Annotated in this window: 21 protein-coding genes; 6 read left to right on the top strand and 15 right to left on the bottom strand. The window is 58.8% G+C overall.

Features of this window, described 5'->3' with window-relative positions; all coding sequences use genetic code 11:
• Positions 1-211 precede the first annotated feature (211 nt).
• Positions 212-1,195, bottom strand: a complete 984-nt coding sequence (locus AKN84_RS40785) for an ABC transporter substrate-binding protein (protein WP_074128692.1) — start codon at positions 1,193-1,195, stop codon at positions 212-214.
• A gap of 282 nt (positions 1,196-1,477) precedes the next feature.
• Here AKN84_RS40785 and AKN84_RS40780 point away from each other — a divergent pair, with 282 nt between their 5' ends.
• The 5 genes from AKN84_RS40780 to AKN84_RS40760 all read left to right on the top strand — a co-directional run bounded on the left by AKN84_RS40780 (position 1,478) and on the right by AKN84_RS40760 (position 7,036).
• Positions 1,478-1,756 (top strand): hypothetical protein, encoded by a 279-nt coding sequence (locus AKN84_RS40780; RefSeq protein WP_050426002.1) that lies wholly within the window; start codon positions 1,478-1,480, stop codon positions 1,754-1,756.
• On the top strand, positions 1,753-2,724 hold the full coding sequence (locus AKN84_RS40775; protein WP_128971617.1) for an ABC transporter substrate-binding protein: 972 nt from the start codon (positions 1,753-1,755) through the stop codon (positions 2,722-2,724). The genes AKN84_RS40780 and AKN84_RS40775 overlap by 4 nt, the downstream gene beginning before the upstream one ends.
• A gap of 93 nt (positions 2,725-2,817) precedes the next feature.
• Positions 2,818-5,400, top strand: a complete 2,583-nt coding sequence (locus AKN84_RS40770; RefSeq protein ID WP_050426000.1) for a sensor histidine kinase — start codon at positions 2,818-2,820, stop codon at positions 5,398-5,400.
• Entirely contained in the window at positions 5,397-5,786 is a 390-nt protein-coding gene (locus AKN84_RS40765) for a response regulator (RefSeq protein WP_050425999.1), read from the top strand. Before AKN84_RS40770 ends, AKN84_RS40765 begins: the two co-directional genes overlap by 4 nt.
• Entirely contained in the window at positions 5,783-7,036 is a 1,254-nt protein-coding gene (locus AKN84_RS40760) for an adenylate/guanylate cyclase domain-containing protein (RefSeq protein WP_128971616.1), read from the top strand. Before AKN84_RS40765 ends, AKN84_RS40760 begins: the two co-directional genes overlap by 4 nt.
• Positions 7,037-7,415: 379 nt before the next feature.
• Here AKN84_RS40760 and AKN84_RS40755 read toward each other — a convergent pair whose 3' ends face one another.
• The 10 genes from AKN84_RS40755 to AKN84_RS40715 form a co-directional block, all read right to left on the bottom strand.
• A complete protein-coding gene (locus AKN84_RS40755) occupies positions 7,416-8,402 on the bottom strand; it encodes an ABC transporter substrate-binding protein (RefSeq protein WP_050425997.1) in 987 nt (328 codons plus the stop codon).
• Positions 8,403-9,228: 826 nt separating this feature from the next.
• Complete coding sequence (locus tag AKN84_RS40750) at positions 9,229-9,627, bottom strand: MBL fold metallo-hydrolase (protein WP_050425996.1); 399 nt, start codon at positions 9,625-9,627, stop codon at positions 9,229-9,231.
• A gap of 4 nt (positions 9,628-9,631) precedes the next feature.
• The gene (locus tag AKN84_RS40745; protein WP_050425995.1) at positions 9,632-10,618 is read right to left on the bottom strand and encodes an ABC transporter substrate-binding protein; all 987 of its coding nucleotides are present in this window, start codon (positions 10,616-10,618) and stop codon (positions 9,632-9,634) included.
• 225 nt (positions 10,619-10,843) lie between these two features.
• On the bottom strand, positions 10,844-11,821 hold the full coding sequence (locus AKN84_RS40740; RefSeq protein ID WP_050425994.1) for an ABC transporter substrate-binding protein: 978 nt from the start codon (positions 11,819-11,821) through the stop codon (positions 10,844-10,846).
• Between the two features lie 187 nt (positions 11,822-12,008).
• Positions 12,009-12,980 (bottom strand): ABC transporter substrate-binding protein, encoded by a 972-nt coding sequence (locus tag AKN84_RS40735; RefSeq protein WP_050425993.1) that lies wholly within the window; start codon positions 12,978-12,980, stop codon positions 12,009-12,011.
• A gap of 212 nt (positions 12,981-13,192) precedes the next feature.
• Positions 13,193-14,092 carry an ABC transporter substrate-binding protein gene (locus AKN84_RS40730; RefSeq protein WP_210168526.1) on the bottom strand — a complete coding sequence of 300 codons (900 nt, stop codon included), beginning with the start codon at positions 14,090-14,092 and terminating at the stop codon, positions 13,193-13,195.
• Positions 14,093-14,391: 299 nt separating this feature from the next.
• The gene (locus tag AKN84_RS40725) at positions 14,392-15,378 is read right to left on the bottom strand and encodes an ABC transporter substrate-binding protein (protein ID WP_157863397.1); all 987 of its coding nucleotides are present in this window, start codon (positions 15,376-15,378) and stop codon (positions 14,392-14,394) included.
• A gap of 141 nt (positions 15,379-15,519) precedes the next feature.
• Complete coding sequence (locus AKN84_RS47635) at positions 15,520-15,696, bottom strand: hypothetical protein (RefSeq protein ID WP_157863396.1); 177 nt, start codon at positions 15,694-15,696, stop codon at positions 15,520-15,522.
• A gap of 5 nt (positions 15,697-15,701) precedes the next feature.
• Positions 15,702-19,097: a GAF domain-containing protein gene (locus AKN84_RS40720; protein ID WP_050425990.1), complete on the bottom strand. Its 3,396-nt coding sequence runs from the start codon at positions 19,095-19,097 to the stop codon at positions 15,702-15,704.
• 301 nt (positions 19,098-19,398) lie between these two features.
• Positions 19,399-20,382, bottom strand: coding sequence for an ABC transporter substrate-binding protein (locus AKN84_RS40715; RefSeq protein WP_128971612.1), 984 nt, complete (start codon positions 20,380-20,382; stop codon positions 19,399-19,401).
• A 358-nt stretch (positions 20,383-20,740) separates the two neighbouring features.
• On the opposite strand from AKN84_RS40715, the gene AKN84_RS40710 reads away from it, so the two are divergent.
• Complete coding sequence (locus AKN84_RS40710; protein ID WP_128971611.1) at positions 20,741-21,724, top strand: ABC transporter substrate-binding protein; 984 nt, start codon at positions 20,741-20,743, stop codon at positions 21,722-21,724.
• Between the two features lie 227 nt (positions 21,725-21,951).
• Here the strand turns inward: AKN84_RS40710 and AKN84_RS40705 are convergent, their stop codons facing one another.
• From AKN84_RS40705 to AKN84_RS40690, 4 genes are all read right to left on the bottom strand, one after another.
• Positions 21,952-22,914 carry an ABC transporter substrate-binding protein gene (locus AKN84_RS40705; RefSeq protein ID WP_050425987.1) on the bottom strand — a complete coding sequence of 321 codons (963 nt, stop codon included), beginning with the start codon at positions 22,912-22,914 and terminating at the stop codon, positions 21,952-21,954.
• A gap of 236 nt (positions 22,915-23,150) precedes the next feature.
• Positions 23,151-24,143 (bottom strand): ABC transporter substrate-binding protein, encoded by a 993-nt coding sequence (locus AKN84_RS40700; protein ID WP_050425986.1) that lies wholly within the window; start codon positions 24,141-24,143, stop codon positions 23,151-23,153.
• A gap of 177 nt (positions 24,144-24,320) precedes the next feature.
• Positions 24,321-25,310, bottom strand: coding sequence for an ABC transporter substrate-binding protein (locus AKN84_RS40695; protein WP_050425985.1), 990 nt, complete (start codon positions 25,308-25,310; stop codon positions 24,321-24,323).
• A gap of 194 nt (positions 25,311-25,504) precedes the next feature.
• On the bottom strand, positions 25,505-26,389 hold the full coding sequence (locus AKN84_RS40690; protein ID WP_050425984.1) for an ABC transporter substrate-binding protein: 885 nt from the start codon (positions 26,387-26,389) through the stop codon (positions 25,505-25,507).
• Positions 26,390-26,630: the final 241 nt, after the last annotated feature.

The following is a 26,630-nucleotide window of genomic DNA, read 5'->3' as shown; positions in this document are numbered from 1 at the left end:
GCCGCTGGTAGAAGTCGCGCAATCAGAGTATCACAAATGCAACGTTGTGCATTACAGCAAATTTGACCGGCAATGTCGCAGATGGGTCAAGAGCTTCGATTTCGGCTCCTTCGCGGTTTGTCTGCTCATCACCTGACAGCGGCTGAATAGCAGAGGTGTGCCCACCGCTGCTTGGGGCCAGGAGGAGACCCGAGCATTTGCAGCAAAGCGGCTACTCAATCACTTCATCGGCGCGGATCAGGATCGATGGCGGCATAATCAGGCCGAGTGCTATTGCTGCTCGCTTGTTGATCACAAGCTCAAACTTGGACGGTTGTTCGATTGGCAATTCGGCAGGTTTAGCGCCCCTTAATATCTTGTCCACGTAGGTTGCCGCTCGCCGCCAGATATCCTCGATATTGGCGCCGTAGGAGACGAGGCCACCGACATCGACATACGACCTCAGCTCATACATTGTTGGAATGCGGCTCAGCGCGGCCAGTTCGACGATTTGGCTGGCGTGGCTAAAGAGAAGGCCCGATGCCGGAATGAGGAGTGCGCCAGCTCCCGCAGTGGCCGCGGTCTTGAAGGCTTGCGCGATTTGGGCTGCATCGCGAACCTCGACTGACAGAAGCTTCCACCCTCGTGCCTGGCCTACAGCCGCGGCTGCTGGCCACAAACCGGCGTCCGTCGAATCCCAGAATACCGCCACAACCTCTGCGCCTGGAACGAGTTCCTTCAGCAATTCCAGGCGCTTTCCCGTGAGCTCCAGAGTTTGCATGCTCATCCCGGTGAAGTTTCCACCCGGGTGGGCAAGGCTCTGGACGAGCCCTTGGCGCACGGGATCAGCAGAAGCAGCCGTCATAACGACGGGAATCGTCGTCGTTGCCTGCTTGAGCAAGGAGAGCGACGTTCCACCGCCAGTCGCGACAATGACATCGAGCTGGAGACTAGCCAGTTCAGCAACCGCCGCGATGCTGTTGGTGCCGCGCGGCTCGGTCACGAAATCGCGGCCGTAAACGTAACCCAGTTCCGCCATTCCGCGCAGAAACGCACGTACGGTACGGTTTGGCGGCAGCGGCCCCATCATGTCTGCAGTCGGCCCGCCGATGCTGACAATTCCGATGTGCGCTATCTTCTGTGCAAGCTGAGCACGTGCCGCAATCGGACACGCCGCGGCGCCACCAACCAGTGCAATGAACTCGCGCCGCCTCACTCGAGCCCTCATCTATCAACGCGGGATCAAGGTATCCTATTATCTGACCACGACGCCCTGCAAATTGGTGCGCCGCGATCGGCAGACGGTAGCGAGGGCCGGAGGGTCATTTTCCACGGGACAGCATCCCTGACCGTATTTCCACTGAAGGAGGTGGTAGTTTCCTCGCCTCCACAGAGGCCGCGAGCTCGATTGCGGTCTGTTATCGTCGGCCTTATCCTACACAATATTTTCCTCGTATTTTTGCGTCGGTTGGAGGCGCAAATGGATTAGTGACAAGTCATGGTGTTTTTTGATGACAAGATCATCCTCGCCAAACGCAACCGTTTGCGAAAACCGATTTTCCTTGTCAACAGCCGACCGGGCTGGACCAAATCAACACGCGAGTGCCACCACGGCGGGGGCTACGTCGACAGGATCTTCAACGGAGCTAAATCGGACGGGCTGCCGATCGAGCAGCCGGTCAAGTTCGTGCCGGCAATCAATCTCAAGACGGCCAAAACGCTGCGGATTGTTGTTCCGAAAAACCTGCTCGCCCGCGCCGACGAGGTGATCGAATGAAGCGACGGGAGTTCATCGTGGCAGTGGCCGCCACAACGGCGAGTGGGTTGGCCATTCTTCCGATCGACCAAGCCGCGGCCGATACTTCCCAGTCCCGCCGCGTGGCTTTGGTTACCTCCGGTCAGGGCGTTGCGATCCTTGAATTGATCCGAAGCTCGCTAAAAAAGCTGGGCTACGAAGAGGGCAAGAATCTCGTGATCGATTTTCGCGAAGCGAAGGGCAACTATGCTTCGCTGCCGGGTCTTCTCACAGACGTGATCGCGCTGAATCCCGATGTCATCATTGCGGAAGCAACACCCGCCAGCGCCGCCGCGCTGCAAGCAACCTCAACCATTCCGATCGTGATGGCGCCGTCGACCGATCCGATCGGCTCTGGCTTTGTGAAGAGCTTCGCGCACCCGGGCGGCAATATCACGGGCGTGGCTAACATGTTCGGGGATCTCACGGCAAAGACGCTGGACATTGTTCGGCTCGCTTTTCCGAAGGTGAAGAAGATCGGAGTCTTGATATCGAATAATCCGACCCATCCGAATCTGCTTGACGTGGCAATGAAAGCCGCGGGCCCGATAGGCATAACAGCAGAGGGCTTCATTGCGGCGAACCCCGAGGACCTGGAAACGGCATTCGCGGACATGAAGGGGGCAAACTGCGAGGTTGTCTATGTCCTCGCCGATCCTCCGCGACCGGCGCTGCCTCCGATTGCGTTGAACTCGGGTCTGCCAACGATCTTTCAAGTGAGCAGCTATACCGCCATAGGCGGGCTGATGAGCTATGGGCCCGAAATCACCGCATTCTTCACCTCTGCCGCGTCCTACGTGGATCGTATTCTCAAAGGTGCCAAGCCCGCGGATATACCGGTCGAGCAGCCCACGACTTTCCTGTTTGTCGTCAATCTCCGCACCGCCAAGGCTTTAGGCTTGAGCATTCCGGAGCGGGTGTTGCTGATGGCGGACAAGGTTATTGAGTAGCGACATGACGCACCATCAGATCAGCGTGTCTCGGACGTGCGGTGCGGTCACTGCCAGGACTCCGTGCAGCGCCCATGTGAGGAATACTCCCGCATGAGCATTTCCCTCCACCCCGACGCGCCACAAAGCCAAGTTGTAGCGCCATCCCAGGCGGCAAACACCGCATCGGCCTCGAGATCACCGATCGAAAGAGTTCGCAGCCGACTGTTCCGCAAATATGTTGCGCTCTTCGTCGCGGTTGTTGGTATCGCACTTTTGTCAAACGGAATCTTCGAAGTCTTCTTCTACTACCGTGAGCACAAGGCGGCTCTGATCCGCATTCAGCACGAACAGGCCGAAGCCGCGGCGGCCAAAATCAGCCAATTCATCAAGGAAATAGAGAGCCAGCTCGGCTGGACGACCCAGTTGCCGTGGTCGGCGGGTTCGATCGAGCAGCGCCACTTCGATGCTTTGCGATTGTTGCGCCAGGTTCCGGCCATTACTGAGCTGGCGCAGATCGATGCGACGGGAAAGGAACGGCTACGCGTATCGCGCTTGGCGATGGATGTGATCGACAGCAGGATCGACCTCTCCCACGATGCAAAGTTCACCGAAACGGTGGCGCACAGGGTCTACTATGGACCTGTCTATTTCCGGAGGGAATCAGAACCGTATATGACCTTGGCGATCGCCGGCACACGGAAGGATGCCGGCGTGAGTATCGCGGAGGTCAATCTAAAGCTGATCTGGGACGTAGTCTCTCAGATCAAGGTTGGCCAGCACGGGCGCGCCTACGTTGTCGGCTCACAGGGACGACTGATCGCGCATCCCGACATCAGTCTGGTGCTCCGAAACACCGACATGTCGAAGTTGGCGCAAGTGCAGGCTGCCCTCGCCGGTCACGGGATGAGCGACGAATTGCAGGGATCTCTTAATGTCCAAGGTCAGCAGGTACTTACAGCCTCCGCGCCTATCGAGCCATTGCGCTGGACTATGTTCGTGGAGTTGCCGGTCGAGGAAGCCTACGCATCACTCTACGCGGCACTGCAGCGGCTTGCGATCGTCTTGCTGGCGGCGTCGATCTTCGCGGTGCTTGCTGGGATCTTCCTGGCGCGCCGCATGGTTGGCCCGATACGGGCCTTGCGGATTGGTGCAGAACGCATCGGCGGCGGCGATTTTTCCCAGCGCATCGCTATCAAGACAGGCGACGAACTGGAAGAGCTTGCCGATCAATTCAACGACATGGGCGTGCGCTTACAGGAATCCTATGCGGATCTGGAGAACAAGGTCGAGAAGCGAACAGCCGAATTGAGGGAATCTTTGCGGCAGCAAACAGCAACTGCGGAAGTGTTGAAAGTTATCAGCCGCTCGGCATTCGATCTGGAACCGGTCTTGCAAACGCTCGCTGAATCGGCGCGGCAATTGTTGAGCACCGATACGGCTAACATCTACCTGCGTGATGGTGACGTATTGCGTGTCCGCGCCCAATCGGGAATGACCAAGGAGTTTTACAAATTTCTTCAGGAACGACCTGCGAAGGCAGAGCGGAGCCGTTTCATCGGGCGTGCCTTTCTCACGGCCGAGGTTGTCCATCTGCCGGATGTGCTCGCTGACCCCGAATACAGCTTCCCCGGAGGTCCCCAATTGGGAAGGTATCGCGCAGTCCTTGGGGTCCCAATGGTGCTAAGCGGGCGCGTCGAGGGCGTATTCGGACTGGGAAGATCAGAGCCAGGCCCGTTTACCCCGCGAGAAATTGAATTGGTCCGCACCTACGCGGACCAAGCGTTGATCGCCGTCGAAAATGCCCGCCTCTTCAACGAGGTGCAGGCGCGTACGAAAGAGCTTTCGCAGTCGCTTGAGGATCTGCGCACCGCGCAGGATCGCCTGATCCAGACCGAGAAGCTCGCTTCTCTCGGCCAGCTCACCGCCGGCATTGCCCATGAGATCAAGAATCCGCTGAATTTCGTCAATAATTTTTCGGCGCTGTCCACCGAACTGATCGACGAGCTAAACGAGGCACTCAAATCGGCTTCGCTCGACGAGAAGACGCGCGAGGAGATCGACGAACTCACGCATATGCTCAAAGGAAATCTCGAGAAGGTCGTACAGCACGGCAAGCGCGCCGATTCGATCGTCAAGAACATGCTGCTACATTCGCGCGAAGGAAGCGGCGAGCATCGCCCCGTCGACATCAACGCGATCGTGGAAGAGAGCTTGAATCTCGCCTATCACGGCGCTCGCGCCGAGAAATCCGGATTCAATATCACGTTGATGCGTGATTTCGATCCCAACGCAGGCATGGTCGACGTGTACCCGCAGGAAATCACCAGGGTACTCCTCAATCTGATTTCGAACGGCTTTTATTCCGCCACGAAACGACAGCAGGCGGCTGCGAACGGGTTTGAGCCAACACTCAGCGCGAGCACCAAAGACCTTGGAAATAGAGTCGAGATTCGAATTCGCGACAACGGTACCGGCATCGCCCAGGAAGTCCGGGAGAAGATTTTCAATCCATTTTTCACGACCAAGCCCGCCGGAGAAGGCACTGGACTTGGCCTGTCCATGAGCCACGATATCGTCGTGAAACAGCATGGCGGCAAAATTGACGTCGATACCGAGCCAGGAGCATTCACCGAATTCATTATCACATTACAGCGGGCGCTGGTGGCGCAATCAAATATTGGAGAAGCGAATTGAGCGTTTACATTCTCGTTGTCGATGACGAACCTGATGTGGAGGCGCTGTTTCGCCAGCAATTCCGTCGCGATCTGCGAGCTGGCCGGTTCTTGATGGAGTTCGCTTCATCGGCCCCCATGGCGTTGCAGCGCGCGGTCGAGCTGCGAGATCCTACCCTCATCTTGATCCTCTCGGATATCAACATGCCCGGGATGAGCGGGCTGGAGATGCTGCCAGAGGTGCGGGCGCGGCGGCCGGACGTTCCCGTGATCATGATCACGGCTTACGGCGACCCGGAAACCCGAAGGAAGGCAATCGAGCGCGGCGCCGTCGCCCTTCTCACCAAGCCAATCGACTTTGCGTTGCTGCGTCACGAGATCGATGCGCGGCTCGAGCAGGCTGCGTGATGACGACGATTCTCATAGTTGACGACGAACCAGATCTCGAGGACCTGATCCTGCAGAAATTCCGCAGGCAGATCCAAGGGGGCGCGGTCAGCTTCATCTTTGCACGTGATGGGCTCGAGGCGCTGCAGTCGATCGAGCAACACCCTGATGTCGACCTGGTCGTCTCAGATATCAATATGCCGCGGATGGATGGATTGTCGCTCCTCGCCAAGCTCCAGGAGGCTGAAGATAGGAAGTCGACGATCATCGTCTCAGCTTATGGGGACATGAGCAATATCCGGGTCGCCATGAATCGCGGCGCGTTCGATTTTCTGACCAAACCGATCGATTTCGCGGATCTGGAAACGACGATCCAGAAGACTATCCGGCACATCGAGGTACTCCGGGAGGCGCGGCGGCGGCAGATCGAGGCCGAGCGTGCTCACGCCTCTCTTTCACGCTACTTTTCGCCGGAGCTTGCAAAGCGACTTGCCGCCGGCAGTGACGCGGCTAACGGAATGGCGGTGCACTGGCGGGAGGTAGCAACCATCTTTACCGATATCACCAGCTTCACCGCGCTGGTCGAGACTGCGCCACCGGAGACGCTGGGTGAATTGCTCAACGAATATGTGGGCGGGATGACGGATGTCGTTTTCGCGCACGAAGGCACTGTGGCCAAGGTGATCGGCGACGCGATCCAGATCCTGTTCAATGCTCCAGGAGATCAGCCCGATCATGCCACGCGAGCGGTTGCCTGCGCTCATGAGCTTGATACCTGGGCGCAAATCTTTCGCGAGCGCTGGAAAGCGAAAGGTATTGCCTTCGGCGCAACCCGCATCGGCGTCCATACCGGCCCTGCGCTGGTCGGGAATTTCGGCGGGAGCCGTTTCTTCGATTACACGGCCTATGGCGATACCATAAATACCGCCGCGCGACTCGAAGCGGCTAACAAGCCCCTGGGTACGCGCATCTGCGCCAGTGCAGCGATCGCAAATGCCGCGGAATGTTTTCTCGGGCGTCCCGTCGGCGATCTCGTCTTGCGCGGCCGGAGCGAGCCGCTTCGGGCCTACGAGCCCTTAAGACCTGAAGAATTTGCAGCCCCGGCGACCAACAGATACTTTGAGGCTTTCGCGAAGCTCGAGGCCAACGATTTAGGTGCAATGCCAGCTTTCGCTGCTCTTGTCGGCATGCATTCCGACGATTCACTCGCAGGCTTTCATTTGAGGCGGCTCTTAAACGGCGGCAAAGGCGTCCGGATCGAAATGGGATGATTCAACCTACATTCCGGGCTCCTTGAGAGGGCATTTGCGGCGGCGCGGTCTTCTCGCAGGATTATTGGTTACCACGGCGGTGAGCGCGCTCCAGCCGCCGAACCCAACAAGGTCTGCCGGCTCGCGGCTTGCAGCCAATTGCAGATACCGCCCACTCGCGCATCAATGATTGTCACGTCCTCGACGTACCCCAGCACCGGGGCGCCGTGCCTCAGCCGGCCGGCATCCGAAACCCTTCACATTCGCATCCTTTTCGGTCGCAGGTCGGTTATTCCGGTCTACCCTCAACAGCCGACATGCAGGCGAACGCCCGTACTCGTCGGTATGGGCCACAGTCGGACTCGTGCAATGCTGTGAGCCAAGGTGGCCGGCTGCAGGGTTATTCGATGACTTCGTCAGCGAGCGCAAGCAATTTGGGGGGTATTTCGAGACCAAGCGCCTTGGCGGTCTTGAGGTTGATCACGAACTCGACCTTAGTCGGCTGCAGGACCGGCAAATCGGTAGGCTTCATGCCTTTGAGTATCCTCCCGACATAGATGCCCATTTGTCGGAAGGCATCGCGAAGGTTGGCACCATAGCTCATCAGCCCGCCCGCCAGCACATACTGGCTCAGTGGATACATTGTCGGCATCGCATAACGAGCTGCCAACCCAACGATTTGATCCTGGCGGCTGATTAGAAAACCATCAGCGGTCACGACCACTGCGCCGATCCGGTGTTCGTGCAAACTGGCAAAGCTGGCGTCGATTTCCGGCTCGTCCTTGCCGCGTAGGACAACGATATCGAGGCCGATCACACCAGCCGCTGCCCGCAGATCCCCGAGCTGGTGCTCCATATTGGGGTTCGTCAAATTCGCAAGCGCCCCAATCACACTTGCCCCGGGGGCAAGCTCGTGCAGCAGTTCCAGATTCTTGGTTTCCAACAGCGTGAACATCGGAGCGATGCCGGTGACATTGCCGTCCGGTCGATTGATGCTAGATACCAGCCCCGACTTGATTGGATCGCTGCCGCTCAAAAAAACAATCGGAATTATCTGTGTCGCCGCCTTTGCTGCAAGCGCCGCCGGAAGAAAATTAGCCGCAATGACCGCGACGTCATGCGCAACCAGCTCCGCCGCGAGTTCAGGCAACCGATCATAACGACCATTGGCGGCGCGATCCTCAATCCTGACTGTTTGGCTATCGATGCCGGCCTCGCTCAAACCTTTTTTGAAGGCGTTCGTATTGAGCAACGGCTCCGGAAACCCTTGATGGAGAAATCCTATCGTAGGGGCCTGTTGCTGCGCACGCCCGGAGAACGGCATGGAGGCCGTCGCGGCACCCACCAGCCCGATGAACTCGCGACGCTTCAATCGATCGAATTGCATATGCGGCCCCGGCGGCACTTAAGCACAGGATACCCCATTTGTGAGAACAAAGTCAGACCCACGCGCTTGTCGGCCGTTTTCCGGTCAACCTCTAACAGCCGACATTTAGGCCGGGGCCGGACTTTGTCGGTATGGGCCCAATAGGCGACATCACCGGTGGCCGGACATCGGGCTAAATGATCAAGGCGCTGGCAACCGAAGTGCGGTTAAGTCGGTGCCCACGATGGCTTTTCCTGTAAAACCACTTTCTTCGACGGCCTTTCGATAGTCTGCTTCCGTCAGAGGGCCGCCTGGCACCTCCCAGCGATTGTGCCGTCCAGTACCGAGCGACGGGGCAAGGTGCGTCAACATCAAATACTTCGCGCCCGCACGCTTCGCCATTGCGCCAAGATCGGTGGCTAGGCTCTGGCGATAGAAGGTTGGCGCTGGAAAGCCGCTGCCGCGGTCCGGCCCGAGCACCGGATGTATTGTCGAATGTACGATGACATCGGCTCCCTGCGCCAAGCGTTCAACCTGATCTGAGGTGGAGTGCGACCGGGGCGGCGCTGGTGTGTCGTTGCTCGCGTCGCCGCCAATAACGACGCTCCCAGCCGGTGTATCCACGCGATAGGACGCATGTCCCGCTATATGCGTTGATCGGATGGCACTCACTTTTACCTCGCCCGACGTCCACACGGGTTGAGCCTCCTCATTGGGCTCGAAAGTCAGCACATTGGCCAATTCTGCCGGGCCGCCCGCAAGGCGCGTGCGATCCTCGGACGTCCGCTCGGCGACCTCACCCGACTGAAGAAATGCATCGGCAATATGAGTGACGTAGTTTCGGCAACTATTGACTGAGCCGGGACGCGAAACTACGTCTGCGCTGCACAATGTCAACCTTTGGACCCTTGAGGTACCAACGCAAAGCCAGCACGTCCGGCAGTCCTTCAGTGTGGTCACCATGGATGTGCGTCAGGAAGATTGCGCTAAGCTCAACCGGTGTTACGTTGATCTGCGAGAGCCGCATGCTTGTGCCACGACCAGCGTCGAATTGGAGCTTGAGGGCGGCACAACTGTTGCTGTCATCACCGTAGCTCACTAACGTTCCAGCACCGGCCTGACCATTGAACACTGTTGGTCCCCCTTGGGTACCGGTCAGCGTCACGATAAAGCAAGGCGTAGCTAGTGCGCTGGGTGTCAACACCGCGAGGACAAGCGCACCCGTCAGCGCCGCGAGCGCATTCATTCGATCACCTCTCTGCGCGAGCGACCAGCGACGGTGGAATCTCGATACCAAACGTCTTTGCCGTTTTGAGATTGATGAAAAGTTCAAACTTGGTGGGTTGTTCAACCGGTAAGTCAGCAGGCTTCGCGCCTTTGAGTATCTTATCCACATAGGCAACGCAGCGCCGATTGAAGTCCATAATGTCCGCTCCGTAGGACATGAACCCACCAAGTTGTACAAACTCTTTACCCATCGCCACTATAGGCAACCGACGCGCTTCCGCGAGTTCGACAATGCGTTTTCGTTGATTGTAAAGCATCGGGCTCGGAAATATGAGAATGGCGTCCGCACGTTCTCCGGTAATCGTGGAAAATGCTCGATCCAAATCGTCAGGAGCGTGCACAGCAACAAGTCGAAGGTGCACTCCCAAGGTCAGTGCAGCCTCTTTTGCTTCCGTCACCATGTCATTCATCGTGCGCTCTCCATAGGCGCCTGGATGCCAAAGAGCGGCCACCTGCGTCGCGGTGGGTAGCGCTTCCTTGAGCAAGGCTAGGCGCTTGGGGACAAGCTGCGGGCCCAGGAAGGTCAACCCAGTGATGTTTCCCTCCGGTCGAGCAAGGCTCGCCACCAGCCCGTCTCCCACAGGATCGCCCATAACCGGCACGACAATGGGAATAGTGGTAGTAGCTTGCTGTACGGCACGCGCAGCGGGGGTATTCGATGCGACGATGAGATCGACGTTAAGGCGGACCAGTTCACTTGCCAGCGCCGGAAACCGTTCGACGTTCAAGTCCGCACCTCGAACCTCTACGAACACGTTCTGACCATCGATATAGCCGAATTCTCGTAGTCCTTGATCGAAAGCTTTTAGGGCTGCGCGCGCCTCGGGAGACTCGATCGAACCCGTCACCAGGAAGCCAATGCGAGGTACGCTCTTGGGCTGCTGCGCCCACGCCCGGAGCGGCCAAGCTGCCGCTCCGCCAATAAGACCAAGAAGTTCTCGTCGCTTCATGGGTCTCCCTCCTGTTCGGGAAGCAACATCATATCGGCGAAAACGAGCACATTGATAGGACGGAAACCAGCCTGCGCATCGTAAAATGAAATTCGCTGACGTCCGTCTCGGGTCAATCGCTACAGTCTAGCCCGGTGCCAGTGAGGTCCGGTCTACGCCACGCAGCGGACAGGTGGCCAGTCGGGCGCGTTGGTCGAGATGGGCCAAAAAGAGACATTGACTGGGCTATTCAACTACCTCGGCGCGCGCGAGGAGGGTTGGCGGGATGATGATCCCGAGCGTCTTTGCCGTCTTCAAATTAATTACAAGCTCGAACTTGATCGGCTGCTCGATAGGTAAGTCGCTCGGCTTCGCGCCCTTCAGTATCTTATCGACATAGCCTGCGGCGCGACGAAATAGATCGTCACTATCGGCTCCGTAGGATATCAGCCCACCGGAGTCGACGAACACACGGAACGGGTATACTGCGGGCAGACGTTGCTCTAATGCGAAGTCGGCAATGGCTGCCCTCAAGCTGACCGTGAGCGGATCGCCAAGAACCAGAATGGCGTCAGGTCGGTCCGCTCTCAATTGCGCGACAATGCTGTCGAGGTCAGCGGGACCTTGCAATCCCTTTGATTCAAGGTGAAGGCGCAGCGCCTGCGCAGCCAAGTTCAACTCGCTCCAATCCTTTAGCTTCAAGGCAACGGTAGAGTTCCACAAGACTGCAATACGCGAAATATCCGGTACGCACTCCTTGAGCACCTCGAGTTGTTTGCGGCTCAACTCGGGCTGCATTTGGGAAAGGCCTGTGATCATCCCGCCCGGATTCGCAAGACTTCTAACGTCCCCAGCGGCAACTGGATCGCCGTGTACGGCGAACACGATGGGAATATCGCCTCCTGCCACCGCGTTCGCCGCTTTGGTTTCGGGGCCTGAAAGAGCAAGGATGATATCGGGCTTCAATTTGCTGAGCTCAGCTGCGAGGGCCGGCAGGCGGTCCAAGTGACCGTCGGCAGAAACGTATTTGATCTCAATGTCCCGGCCCAACTTCCAGCCGAGTTCTCGAAGCCCCTCTTCGAAGGAGGGCAGCGTTATCAATGGCATTCCAGACAAGATACCTATTCGCCGCGCACGATCATCGGCGCCGTGTGCGCTGACATACTCAGCGGCCCACACGATGGCTGAGCCGCCAAGAGCGGCGACAAAGTCCCGCCTTCTCATTTGAGTACCTACCAAAAACCGCGCTGGGGCGATTTGATCACATCGAGCGGCGATCAGCCAGACGCCCGATGGTAGAGAACGCGTCGGTTTGCCCCTGAGACGACGACTTCCGGTCTAGCCGGATAAGCGGGCGTTGTCAGATTGCGCCGGCAGGTCTCGAACGGGCCAGAAGGCGACATCGCGGCGACTATTCGATCACTTCGTCAGCGCGGGCAAGCAGTGTTGGCGACAAACTCAGACCGAGGGCCTTCGCAGACTTGGCATTGATGGCAAGTTCGAAACGGGTTGGTTGCTCAATTGGGAGAGTTGACGGATCGGCGCCCTTCAGGACCTTATCCACATAGATCGCCGATCGACGGGTCATTTCTTCGATGTCAGGTCCATATGAGATCAGCCCGCCTTCATCAACAAACTCCCGTGCTTCGTACATCGCAGGCAAGTGATGTTCGGCCGCTAGAGCAGTGATTTGACGGCGCGCGTTGTTGAACAACGCATCAGAAAAAACAATGACCCCGTCGATTTGCTTGTGGTCCATATCCAAAAATGTTGCTGGAAGGTCGCTCAATTCCTGCAACTCATATAGTACGGGTTTCAACTCAATCCTCAGCGACGCAGGCTCCGCCTCCCCCCACAAAAAACGGCTGTAAGTATTCTTAGCGTTGGCAAGAAACGCCAGCTGTTTGATTGTCGGCACGGCCTCCCGGAAGATTTCGATGCGCTTCGCGTTAAGCTCAGACCCGTAAAGAGTAACACCAGTTACATTGCCACCGGGCCGAGCAAGACTAGCCACCACGCCGAGGCTCACTGGCGCCCCGGCTGTTGCCATGACGATCGGGATCGTTGTGGTAGCCCGCTTTGCTGCGAGGGCCGGCGGCGTCGCTACGGTGACAATGACGTCCGGCTTGCCCTTTGCAAGCTCTGCGGCCAATTCGTCGAGTTCCTTTCCCGTCCCATACCGATACTCGACCTTGAGATTTTGTCCTTCCACGTAGCCGAGGTCACGCAACGCACCAAACAGCGCGTCCACCAAATGCGAAATGTGCGCAGGCGCAAGGTAACCGAGGCGATATACTCTCGTCGAGGCTTGTTGCGCCAGTGCGGTGAGCGGCCAACTCGCCGCCGCGCCACCAACAAGCGTAATGAACCTCCGGCGTTTCATGGCTTTCCCTCGTTCCGGGCAAGACCTGCTACGATGTTACCCCCTCAATCCGCCAATCGAAAGGGTCTGAAGTCGGCTTGGGGTGATTCGCGATCGATTTGGGCGATGCTCGGTGAGGTCCGGTTTACCCTCGGCAGCCGACAAGCGGAGGAACGCCGGCTTTCGTCGGTATGGGCCAACAACGGACTCGTGCGTTGCAGCAAATCACATCCCTACTCGATCACCTCGTCGGCGCGGGCGAGCAGCGTCGGCGGCACGCTGAGGCCGAGCGCTTCAGCAGTCTTGAGGTTGATTACGAGATCGAACTTCTCCGGCCGCTGTATCGGTAAGTCGTTAGGCTTGGCACCGTGCAGGATTTTCCCAATATAAATCCCGGCCTTTTGCCACATCGAGTTTATGTTTGGGCCATAAGCCATGAAACCTGTGGCTTTTGGAAATTCGCCGAACAAGGAAATGAGAGGGAGTCGATTTGCCAACGCAAGCTCCCCGATTTGCTTTGAAGAGACGAAGACAAGAGGCGACGACAACAAAATACCGGCTTCGACCTGCCTTGTTTTGGCGGCCTCCAAGGCGCGTCCCCAATCATCCGGGACCTGCACTTCAATAATTTCGGCTTCGACCCCGACCGCCCGTACCGCCGCCGCAGCCGCAGCCGCAGCGAATTGCGCCGCGTTGAGGCCGGGGACGCCAAAGATTGCTATGTGAGAGAGCCCGGGGACCATCTCCTTGAGCAGCCCAACCTGTTTCCCGCTCAACTCCGGAAGATCAAGAAACATCCCGGTCAAATTGCCACCCGGGCGCGCAAGGCTCTTGATATATCCCATCGCAACGGGATCGCTCTCCAGGTCTACCGCAACAGTAGGAACGCTACTCGTTGCGTTCCTGGCCGCAGTAAGCGACTCTGGATAAGCTGCGAAAATGACATTCACTTGAAGCCGAACAAGATCGCCAGCAGCCTCCTTCAATAGCTCCGGTCTGAAATTGGCAAAACGGCTTTCGATTGCGAGGTTTTTGCCCTCCACGTAGCCCTCTTCAGCCAGACCCCGCCGGAAGCCGGCAAATGGCGGGGGCTCGCCGCTCGGTAAGGGGCTTAGAAAGCCGATCACCGGCATTTGCTCCGCACGCGCTGCGAGCGGCCATGTGGCCGCACTGCCGACAAGTGTGATGAACTCGCGCCGTCGCATTTGCTCGCCCAAGCTCAGGAGACGGCATCTTAGCGGTTAAAACGGTTGCTTCGCTAGGGGCGGAAACCGGCGTCGAGAGTGTTGTGGTTGGGCTTGGCCAATGTCTCGGTTGGGTCACTCGCGTCATTTGGCGGGTTCGCTGGATGTCAGCTTATCCCCTGACAGCGGCGGAATAGCAGACATCTCCCAACCGGCGCTTGGGGCCGCATCCAGACATCGTGCCGATCTCACTCGATCAGTTCGTCGGCCGCGATGAGGATGGATTGTGGTACCGTGAGGCCGAGTGCTTTTGCGGTCTGAATGTTGACGACCAGTTCGAACTTGGTCGGCCGCAGAACCGGAAGGTCGTCCGACTTGGCTCCCCGTAGAATCTTGCCAGCATACACGCCGACCTGGCGGTAGGTGTCGGCGAGGCTGGCACCATAGCTCATCAGCCCGCCATCCGCCGGAAACTCCCGGATGTGGAAGATGCCGGGCAGGCGATAACGAGATGACACCGCAATAATCCGGCTTCGCCGAGAGTCGAAGAATGGGTCGTTCTGCATCACCAGGGCGGTGACGCCAGCCTTGATCAGCGCTGCAAAACCGGAATCGATCTCGGCATCTGTCGATGCGCTCTGCACGACCAACTCGCGGCCGAGCGACTGAGCTGCGGCGGCTACCGACTGTCGGAACTGGTCGACTGCTTCCATCCCGAAACTCGGGTTGTTCAGAAGCCCGATGACGTGCGCCGACGGCACAAAAGTACAAAGAAGCTCCAGCCGTTTGCCGCCCAGATCGGCCGTGAAGAAGTTGACGCCCGTGGCCCTACCCGGCCGGTTCATGCTCGCCACCAGACCCGTGCGCACCGGATCCTGGCCGACGATGAAAACGACCGGTGTGGCGAAGCCCGCTGCCCGGACCGCGTGCGCGGCCGGATCGCCGGTGGCAACGATGACCGAAAGCGGTCGGCTCTGCAGATCGGCGACAAGAGGCGGCAACTGGCTGTAGTCGCCCTTTGCCCAGCGATACTCAACGGCGACGCTACGACCCTCGATATAACCCATCTCTTCGAGCCCGCGGCGGAAGGCACTGGTGTGAATGGCGGCTTCCTCGGGCGAGCGCGTGCTAAGGAAACCTATCAACGGCTGCGCAGGAAGTTGCTGTGTGCGAGCCACAAGCGGCCAGGCTGCCGAAACAGCGGTAATTCCTTGAATGAAATCTCGCCGTCGCATTGCTCGCCCCGAAGCAGCAGTAGCAATATGCAATTGTCGGAAGGCGGTTCTAAGCTCAATTTGCGCCGAAAAATTTCGGCCGTCCATGTCGCAGATGGGCCAAGAGCGTCGATTTCGGCTCCTTCGCCGTTTGTCTGCTCATCACCTGACAGCGGCTGAATAGCAGAGGTGTGCCCCACCGCTGCTTGGGGCCAGTTTCGGACTCATGCACCGCAGCGAAATCTTGTTCACGCCATCGGCAAGCGCGAACAGCAAAGGCTGGTGGAACGGATCGGCGACATCTACCTCGTTGTTGCCAGCCAGGATGCTGACGCCCATCCCGTTCATCCCACCACCGCATGCTGGCGTCGCGGCAGCCGTACCGTGAACTCGGTGAAGTCGCCGACTTCGCTATCGACCGTGATCGTGCCGCCGTGCTGTTGGGTTATGATCTCGTAGCTAATCGACAGACCAAGGCCCGTACCTTCGCCGGTCGGCTTGGTTGTGAAGAACGGCTGGAATAGTTTCTCGCAATGCTCAGGCGGAATACCAACGCCGTTGTCACGTACGCGGATCTCGACGCCTTCGCCGAACTCGCGGGTCGCGATCTTCAGCAGCGGGCTGAAAGTGGTGTTGCCCTCGCGGCTGCGTTTGATGACAGCATAGAATCCGTTGCTGATGAGATTGAGGAGCACGCGACTGACATCCTGCGGCACAACCGCGATCGGCGCGAGATTGCGATCGAGGTCGAGCTCCAGCGTGACCTTGAAATCCGGGTCCTGGGCCCGGGCACCATGATAGGCGAGGTTCAAACTGTCCTCGACGAGCGCGTTCAGATCGGCAGCTTGCCAGTCGCCGCTGCTGCCTCGCGAGTGCTGCAGCATGCCCCGTACGATGCCGTCGGCGCGACGACCGTGTTCGGCAATCTTCTCGAGATTGCCGGTCAGCATTCCAATTGTCTCGATAATCTCGGCGCGTTTGTCGGCGTCGAGTGCGCCGATCGCCTGCGCCGTCGCTCCCTTCAATTCCTCCAGCAGCTCGACGGACAGACCGGCGAAATTGTTGACGAAATTGAGCGGGTTCTTGATCTCATGCGCGATGCCGGCGGTCAGTTGTCCAAGTGCCGCCATCTTCTGCGCATGGACCAGGCTGGCCTGCGCCGCCTGCAAGTCACGCAGTGCCGCCTCGGCCGCATCTCGCGCGACCCGGATCGCCTCCTCGGCGCGCTTCCGCTCGGTGATATCGGCATAGATCAGCACGAAGCCGCCGCCCGGCACCGGGTTCCGGCGCACTTCGATAACTCGTCCGTCCGGGCGCGTGCGCTCGAAGCGGAGCTCCCGGCTTGTATCGTCGAGAGTGCGGCTCAGTTCGGTCTCCAGATCGGCAGGGTACTCCCCACGCAGGGCGAGATGGCGGAAATACTCCGAGTAAGTCGGCCGCTGGGCGAGAAAGTCGTCGGGCAGATCAAGGATCTCCTGGAAATTGCGATTCCACGCAACAAGACGCGTGTTGGCATCAAACATGACAACACCATCGCCCATGTTATCGAAAGTGACGCGCAATTCGGCCTGACGCTCGCGCAACTCACCAACCAGACGGGCGTTCTCGATTGCGATCGCCGCCTGATCTGCGAAGGTCGAGACCAATTCGATCTGCTTGGCAGTGAATGGCCGGACCTCCGACCGCGTCAGCGACAACACGCCGACTGGGATGCCCTCGCGGAGGATCGGAACAGCCAACACAGTACGAAAGCCGCCCCATTTGGATTCTCTCACCAAGGCATATTCTCGGTCAGATTGGACGTCCGCTATATGAACAGCTCTCCCTTCGAGCAGCGCACGCCCAGCGGCCGAGCCGCGTTCCGGCTTAATGGGAATTGTCCTGAGATGATCCATGAATTCGCCCGAGAAGCCGCACGACTCCGCGCGATAGAAGGCGTCGCCGGCTTGCCGGGTAATGGTGGCCTGGTCTGCCTCGCAAAGGAGGGCGGCTGATTCGACCAAAGTTTGCAGAACCGAGCCCAGGTCGAAGGCTGACTGGCTGATCACCTTCAGTACCTCGGCAGTCGACGTCTGCTGCTGCAGAGACTGCCTTAGTTCGTCGAACAGCCGTGCATTCTCGATCGCGATCACCGCCTGGTCGGCGAAGGTCGTGGCGAGCTCGATCTCCTTAGTCGTGAACGGCTCGGCGCGCGTGCGTGTAATGGCGAATATGCCGATCAGAGCATCCTCGCGCAAAAGCGGAATGCCCAGCAACGTGCGGAAGCCGACGGCCTTCTGTCCCGCGCTATAGGTATATTCCGGATCCTGCAAGACATCGGGGATGTGCACTGCGCGGCGCTCCATCACCACACGACCGTTCAGACTACCGCGGCCCGGTGCGAATGGATGGGTGGCGATGAATTCCTTTGCCTCTTGAGAAAAGCCGTAAGACGCGATCAGATGGTACATATCGTCGTGCCTGCGGGTCATACCTACCTGGTCGGCGCGGCAGAGGCGAGCCACCGTCTCCACCAGCATGTTGAGCACGGTCTCAAGGTCGACGGTGGAACGGCTGATGATCTTGAGCACGTCACCGGTTGCAGTGAGCTCATCCACCGAGCGCGCGAGGTCGGAGGTGCGCTCGCGCAGCTCACCGAGCAGCCGTGCATTCTCCATCGCAATCACCGCCTGCGCGGCGAAGTTCTGCAATAGCGCGATCTGCTTATCGGAGAACGGCTTTACTTCCTGGCGGTAGATGACGAAATCGCCGAGAAACGCGTGGCTCTTGCGCAGCGGTACCGCGAGCAGGGTGCGGCCGCCGGCCACCTCGACGAGCGCCCGGCGGATTGGGTCCCCCGACAGGTAGGCTCTGTCCTCCGCGACATTGGGAATATGTACGACAGCTTCACCGCGCAGCAGGCGAGCGTGTGCGTTGTCACGCCCGACCGGATGGGGAGATCGCGTCAGGAATTCTGCAAGCTCGGCCGGCACGCCGCGGAGAGCGGCAGCGTGAATTCGCTCGCCGTCATACGTCCAAAGCGCGCCGAAAGCTGCACCGCACAATGCCAATGCATTGTCGAGCATGGCGTCGAATACCGGCGCAAGATTACCGGGCGATGAATTGATCACTTGCAGGACCTCGGCGGTCGCGGTTTGTCGCTCGAGCGCTTCGCGCTGCTCGGTCAACAATCGCGTGTTCTCGATGGCGATCACCGCCTGGTCGGCAAAGGTGCGCACTAACTCGATCTGCCGCTCGGTAAACGGCTCGGCTCGTTGGCGCGCCAAGGCCATTACACCAATCGCCTCGCCGTCCCGCAGCAGTGGGACACCAAGGAGTGCGCGTACTTTCGCGAGCTTGAAGATCTCGGGAAACTGATATTCCGGATCGGCGGTGATGTCGGCGATCTGCACAGCGCGACGTTCCGAGATGACGCGCCCGGTCATTGTCCGCCGCCCGGAAAGTCCAGAAACCGGATGGGTATCAAGGTACTTCTGTAATCTGGCGGCACCGGCCGCCGCTCCAGGTGTCAAGCCGACGGCCGCGACGTAGCCGAAGACGTCGCCGTTGCGCTGCGAGATGAACGCCATCTCGGCCTCGCACAAACGCGCGGCAGCCCGGGCGACAGTCTCGAGAACGGGTTTGAGGTCGAAGGTCGAGCGACTGATGATCTTCAGCACGTCGGCGGTCGCGGTCTGGTGCTCACGCGCTTCTCTCAGTGCGCGGGTGAGAGCGCCTACCTGGTTTTGCAGATCGGCCATGGACGGGGCTGCGACCGATAGTCCGGCCGCTTTGCGCCCACTAGCGCGCGGACCCTTGATCGGATGTTCGCTTGCACCGCGTTGCCGCATTTCGCTCCCCCCCAGGTTGGGTCAGAACGAGGCTTAAAGCTTATACAATTCTCAACTTTCGCGCCATGCCGGATGCCCGCTCCGGGTCAATCGCTACAGTCTAGCCCGGTGCCAGTGAGGTCCGGTCTACCCCACGCAGCGGACAGGTGGCCAGTCGGGCGCGTTGGTCGAGATGGGCCACAACCGGACGATGCGACGCAGCAAGCAACTGCTATTCGATCACCTCGTCAGCGCGTGCGATGACTGCCGGCGGGATATCGATCGCGAGCGTTTTCGCTGTTCTGAGATTGATGGCGAGCTCAAATTTCTGAGGTTGAACGACCGGCAGATCGGCCGGCTTTTCTCCCTTCAGGATACGACCGACATAGAGACCCGACAACCGATACCCTTCCAGCAGATTTGCCCCGTAACTCAAGAGGCCGCCCGCGGTCACATATTCGCGCCATGGATAGACACCTGCCAACGCGTAGCGTGCTGCGAGCGAGACGACCTGCTGACGGTGATCATTGAACAGCGCATCCGCACCCACCACGAGCCCGGCAATGTCGCGTTTGGCCAGCGTATCGAAGGCCGACTCGATCGAAGGACCGTCAGCCGTGCGAAGGATCACGAGTTCACGGCCCAGTTTTTTTGCCGCTTCGAGCAAATCGTGCTCCTCGACGTCGACCCCGGGCCGATTGGCGTTGACCAGCGCGCCGATCACCCGCGTTCTCGGAGTCAATTCGCTCAGCAGTTCAAGCCGCTTGGCGTCGAGTTCTATGGTCAACCCTGCGTTTCCGGTCACATTCCCTCCAGGGCGATTGAGACTTGCAACCAAGCCGCTCTTGACCGGGTCGGAGACGGCAGCGAATACGATCGGGATCGTGTTGGTTGCTGATTTTGCCGCAAGGGCCGCCACGGGACCGCCGGCCGTCGCGATAACCGCGACGGATTGGCTAACAAGCTCGGCAGCCAATGCCGGCAAGCGGTCATAATGATCGTCCGCCCCACGGTACTCGATACTCAAGTTCTCGCCTTCAACGAAGCCAGCCTCCTTTAGCCCGCGCCGAAGACCGTCCGACTGATCCTCGCGCAATTTGGCCGGTCCGCTGCTGAGCACCCCAATCAAGGGCGACGAGGGCCGTTGCCCTCGAACGGTCAGTGGCCATGCGGCCGCCGCGCTGCTCAAAAATGCAATGAAATCGCGACGTCGCATGTCTTCCCCGAAAGTTAGGGTCTGGACGGCTGCAAGTTAGCATATGCGATTGGTAGGCACGAGCGAAGGTCCCCTCAGGGTCATGAGCGCCGTCCGCTGCACTAGACGGCGGCCTGCCGAATTCCGCTATACCCCGTTATCGACCGACGTAGTGTGGCGGTGCAATATGTTGCGAAAGGCCACGAATGGACATAGCTCAATCGGTTGCTGGAAAGTGACGACGGCGAACTGAAGAATGTAATTCTAGTCGTGTTTCGATCCTGCGCGTTTTCACACAGCCAGGGTCATAGCGGTCATTTGTGATCGCTCGATCGTCTCGAAGCTGCTATTAGCTTCTGTGCCGCGACACGGTGATCGCATGAGACGATTTGCCGCTACAATGTGCGCCATTCTGGTTGTGCTGCTGTCCTTCGCGTCGGCAGCCACATCTCAATCGGTGCGGAGAGTGGCGCGGATCGGCATACTTTGCGCGCCCGCTTGCAAGGTTCCCTTCAGTGAGGCGTTCTCGGACGAGCTTCAAAAAATCGGCTGGGTCGAGGGCACCACCATCACGATTGAGCGGAAGGACCCGGATTATCACCTCGACCAGCTTCCGGCGCTTGCGGCCGACCTCGTGCGGTCGAAACCCGATCTCATCGTCGCGTTCACTCCCTACGCTGCGCGGGCTGCAAAGAACGCCACCCCCGACGTACCAATTGTAATCATTCTGGTCGCCGATCCGGTCAGTATGGGACTTGCGTCAAGCCTTGCCCATCCGGGCGGAAACCTGACGGGCGTCGCAACGATGGATCGGATCGATTTTGGTGGGAAGTTTCTTGGTATTCTTCGAGAGGTTTTGCCACAGGCCAAGCGCGTAGCAGTTTTTCTCAACACCTCAAACGAGATGCATCGGCTGGTGTTTCCGGAGACGCCAACTGCGGCCGCCAAGCTCGGCTTTGAGCTAGACGTAATTGATTTGCACGAGGCGGGGGAAGTGCCTCGCGCCATTGCCGCTGCAAAAACACGGGGAGCAGAGGCCCTGGACATATTTAGCGACCCAATCTTTGGCTTTCCGTCGAACCGCGTACCCGATCTCGCGCTACAGGCCGGCTTACCATCGATCTCGTTCGACCCCGACTTCGCGCGCGCGGGCGGATTGATTTCCTACGGGCCGGACTTTCCTGCCTTGGCTCGAATTGGGGCTCACTATGTCGACCGAATTCTGAGGGGCGCCAAAACGGCCGAGCTTCCTATCGAGCAACCCACCAAGTACCTGCTTGTCATTAATCTCAAGACGGCGAAATCGCTCGGTATCGAAATCCCGGCGCACCTCCTCGCACGCGCGGACGAGGTGATTGAATAAGGCTTGTCACTTCCGCTTGTGGCCCATACCGACGAAATCCAGCGTTGGTCCGCATGTCGGCAGTCAGGGGTAGACCGGAAAAGGCTGACGTGTGGCCAAAAAGACGCGAGTGACCACATGCGGGCGTCACAGCGATCTTCGTCCTCGGTCCGCTCGCACCCCGCAAGCCGACATTAGCGCGTGCGGACAGGGAAGCAGCTGCGGCCGAATAGGCGACATCGCCGGCGCTATTCGATGACCTCGTCGGCGCGCGCAAGAATCGCCGGGCTCACTGTTATGCCGAGCGCCTTTGCAGTTCTTACATTGACCACTATCTCAAACTTGGTCGGCTGCTCGACCGGAAGGTCCGCCGGCTTGGCTCCCTTCAGGATCTTGTCCACGAAAACGGCGGCCTGTCGGTACATGTCATCTTCCGCACCGAAATAGGCCGCGAGTCCGCCATCGCGAGGAAACTGTCGCCAGGCGCAAACGGCGGGTATCCGATAGCTGAGCGCCAAGTCCGCTGCTCGCTTGGTCGGTAGACTCGGCTGGACAACAATCGCATCGGTCAATTGACCCTCCATTGCCGCAAACGCTGCATCGAGTTCCTCGGCGTCGTGAATCATGACCGGATCGATTACCGTGCCGGTGGCTTCGCCCGCCAACTGAATCTGTTTAAGAAACGACTTCGAGAAGGGGTCGGCCGCGTTAGCCAGTGCCGCGACCCGCTTCGCAGAGGGCACTATCTCGCGGATCAGTTCGACAGTTTTGGCGGCAAGCTCCGCGTTCAGGCTAGAATTGCCAGTAACATTTCCACCCGGCCGGGCGAGGCTCTCGACTAACCCAGTTCCGACCATGTCACCGCAGGCCGCGCAGATGATTGGAATCTCGTGCGTCGCTTGCTTGGCCGCGAGTGCAGCCGGCGTGAACCAAGGCACGATCACGTTGACTTTGAGCCGCACCAATTCCGCCGCCAATTCGGGAAGATGGCTCATATGCCCCTGGTCAGATCGGAATTCGAACCGAATGTTTTTCCCGTCGATGTAGCCGAGGTCGCGCAACGCCTGAGGAAACAACCGCCAGAATCGCTCCCAGCCGGGAGCAGCACGCACCAGGACCCCAATGGTTGCCACGTTCCGTTGCTGCGCGCGCGCCGCAAGCGGCCACGCCGTAGCGCCGCCGACAAGCCTGATGAACTCGCGCCGTTGCATGTGCGCCCCCGGCTCAGAAGACGGCACCTTACCCGATCAAACGACCGCCATAAAGGGACTGAAACGTCTACCCAAAGCCAGTGCCACCAGTTCACAGCAGATGTCGCCTAAGGGGTCACATGCGGGCGTCACGGCGATCTTCGTCCTCGGTCCGCTCGCACTCCGCAAGCCGACATTAGCGCGTGCGGACAGCGAAGCAGCCAAGGGCCAATACCGGACTCAAGCAGCAACCCGTGTCATTCCAGAACCTCGTCGGCGCGGGCCAGAACGCTCTGGGGCATGACTAAATTAAGGGCTTTTGCCGTTTTGAGATTGACGATTAGCTCATACTTTGTCGGGGCTTGGACAGGAAGATCAGATGGTTTCTCCCCTCTCAGAATGCGGTCAGCATATTCAGCGGCGCGCCGGTATGGATCGACGCGGTTGGGCCCGTATGAGATGAGTCCTCCGGCGCGAACGAAGGTGCGATCAGCGTAGACTGCCGGCAGGCTGTGTTGTGCAGCGAGGGAAATGATCAGTTGACGGTGAACTAGCGCGAGCGTGCTCGCCGTCACGATCAGGCTGCCATTTGCGGTCCTCGCGAACGCTGTTAGCGAGCGCTCGATTTCGCCGGCATCATGCACTCCAATGGGGCTCAGCTCGACTCCTAACGAAGGCGCGACAGCTTGAATTGCGGCGAGTTGTCCCGTTCCGGAACCGATTGCTGAATCCCGCAGAATCGCTACTCGCTTCGCCGACGGCGCGAACTCCTTCAGAAGCTCTACCCATTTTCCGCTCAAACCAAATTCGAACAGCGTGAATCCTGTGGTGTTACCTCCAGGATGAGCCAGGCTTTCGACGAAGCCAGCACCTACCGGATCGATGACTGTGACAAATACAATGGGAATGCTGCGAGTCACGCGTTGTAGCGCCTCGACTACTGGAGTGCCCGTTGCCAAAATAACGTCAGGCGCTAACGCTTCCAGCTCCTGCGCATACTTGCGAAACAACTCGGAATCTCCGGCGCCCCAACGATAAGAGATCTCCAAGTTGCGATCATTATTCCAGCCAAGAGCTTCTAGGCCCTGCACGAAAGCAGACGCTCGTGTTGCTCCCTCGCTGTCATCTTCCGCGAAGTTCATGAGTACGCCGATATGGGCCATACGCCCCTTTTGCCGAGCACGAACTTTTTGCGACAAGGCCAACAGGCCGCCGCTAAGGAGAGCAAAGAACTCTCGCCGGCGCAACATTGACGTGTTCCCTCCGCCGCCTGTTTCGAAGGTTAGCAGAGATAACTCGATAGGTCATGGTCACATTCGACAACCGTGTCACGACTGCACGTCACCCAATGTCCACTTGGATCAAAAAGCGACCCTTGTCAGAGCAGCCGTCAGGTCCGCCAAGGGTCCACAACCAGTCATCGGCAGTTATTCGATCACCTCATCGGCGCGGGCGAGAAGCGTTGGCGCGATGTCGAGGCCGAGCGCCTTGGCGGTCTTCAGATTGATGATCAGATCAAATCTGGTTGGTCGCTGAATGGGCAATTCGCCTACCTTGGCGCCTTTGAGGATTCGATCGACGTAGATTGCCGCCCCCTTATAAAGATCGGCCAGATTTGGGCCGTAGGCTAGCAGCCCGCCAGATTTTGGGAATTGTGTGAAGAGGCTGATCGTCGGCAAGCGATGCTCAAGTGCCCACTCGACAATCTGTGAGCGATGCGTGTTGATGAGTGGCGAAGAGAGCACGACCATACCATGGACACGTTCGCGTAGAGCGGGGTCGAAGGCGTTCATGAAATCTTCTGAGCGCTGGACCGATAGCGATTGCAGCATGATCCCCGCCGCCCGCGCCGCTGCCTCGGTAGTACGAAACTGGACGATGCCGATCGTGGAATCCCAAAGAACCGCTAAATGGGACAACATCGGGACGGCTTCCTTGAGGAGTTCAATCTGTTTACCGGCAAGCTGAGGAAGATCGAGGAACAATCCGGTCATGTTGCGGCCGGGGTTGGCGAGACTCTCGACCCATCCGCTCGCCACAGGGTCGCTTTCCAAGTCGACCCCGATGATCGGGATAGTGCTCGTCGCATTCATCGCAGCTTGAATCGCATATGGAGCGGCGGCGAAGATGACATCGCACCTGAGAGCAACCAACTCGCTCGCGAGTCTGGCAAGTTCGTCGCGCATCGGCTCGTAATAACGAGTTTCAATGATTGCATTCCGGCCATCAATGTACCCGGCCTCGTGCAAGCCCTGCATGAACGCCGCTTCGTTTTCGCGCCGCCCAATATTAAACTGAAGAAAGCCGATGCGCGGGACCTTGCCTGTTGCCGACTGCGGCCGCGCGGCGAGCGGCAACAACGCTGCTGCGCCGCCGAGCAATGTTATCAAGTCGCGCCGCTTTATTGCGAACGACATCTGTCCTCTTGAAGTCGAGCACCGACACTCGCGGAGACCGGCAATAAATCCGTCAGGGAGTATACAGAAAGCCATGGGCCCGTGGAGTCTCGTGCGTTGCAGCAAATAACATCCCTATTCGATCACCTCGTCGGCGCGGGCGAGCAGCGTCGGCGGCACGCTGAGGCCGAGCGCTTCAGCAGTCTTGAGGTTGATTACGAGATCGAACTTCTCCGGCCGCTGTATCGGTAAGTCGTTAGGTTGGCACCGTGCAGGATTTTCCCAATATAAATCCCGGCCTTTTGCCACATCGAGTTTATGTTTGGGCCATAAGCCATGAAACCTGCGGCTTTTGGAAATTCGCCGAACAAGGAAATGAGAGGGAGTCGATTTGCCAACGCAAGCTCCCCGATTTGCTTTGAAGAGACGAAGACAAGAGGCGACGACAACAAAATACCGGCTTCGACCTGCCTTGTTTTGGCGGCCTCCAAGGCGCGTCCCCAATCATCCGGGACCTGCACCTCAATAATTTCGGCTTCGACCCCGACCGCCCGTACCGCCGCCGCAGTCGCAGCGAATTGCGCCGCGTTGAGGCCGGGGACGCCAAAGATTGCTATGTGAGAGAGCCCGGGGACCATCTCCTTGAGCAGCCCAACCTGTTTCCCGCTCAACTCCGGAAGATCAAGAAACATCCCGGTCAAATTGCCACCCGGGCGCGCAAGGCTCTTGATATATCCCATCGCAACGGGATCGCTCTCCAGGTCTACCGCAACAGTAGGAACGCTATTCGTTGCGTTCCTGGCCGCAGTAAGCGACTCTGGATAAGCTGCGAAAATGACATTCACTTGAAGCCGAACAAGATCGCCAGCAGCCTCCTTCAATAGCTCCGGTCTGAAATTGGCAAAACGGCTTTCGATTGCGAGGTTTTTGCCCTCCACGTAGCCCTCTTCAGCCAGACCCCGCCGGAAGCCGGCAAATGGCGGGGGCTCGCCGCTCGGTAAGGGGCTTAGAAAGCCGATCATCGGCATTTGCTCAGCACGCGCTGCGAGCGGCCATGTGGCCGCACTGCCGACAAGTGTGATGAACTCGCGCCGTCGCATTTGCTCGCCCAAGCTCAGGAGACGGCATCTTAGCGGTTAAAACGGTTGCTTCGCTAGGGGCGGAAACCGGCGTCGAGAGCGTTGTGGTTGGGCTTGGCCAATGTCTCGGTTGGGTCAACAGCGACGGTTTGAGCCTCGGCTAATCTCTTATCCGCCCCACACTTCGGGGATGGTCCTGGGAAGGGCAATAAGGTCGCGAAGGGCCCAGAAACAGACTTTGCCACCGGCCAATAAGCGGGTG

Source organism: Bradyrhizobium tropiciagri, from assembly GCF_001189845.1.
Lineage (GTDB): Bacteria > Pseudomonadota > Alphaproteobacteria > Rhizobiales > Xanthobacteraceae > Bradyrhizobium > Bradyrhizobium tropiciagri.
Note: the sequence above shows the minus strand (reverse complement) of the source record. Positions and strands in the feature narration are given on the sequence as shown.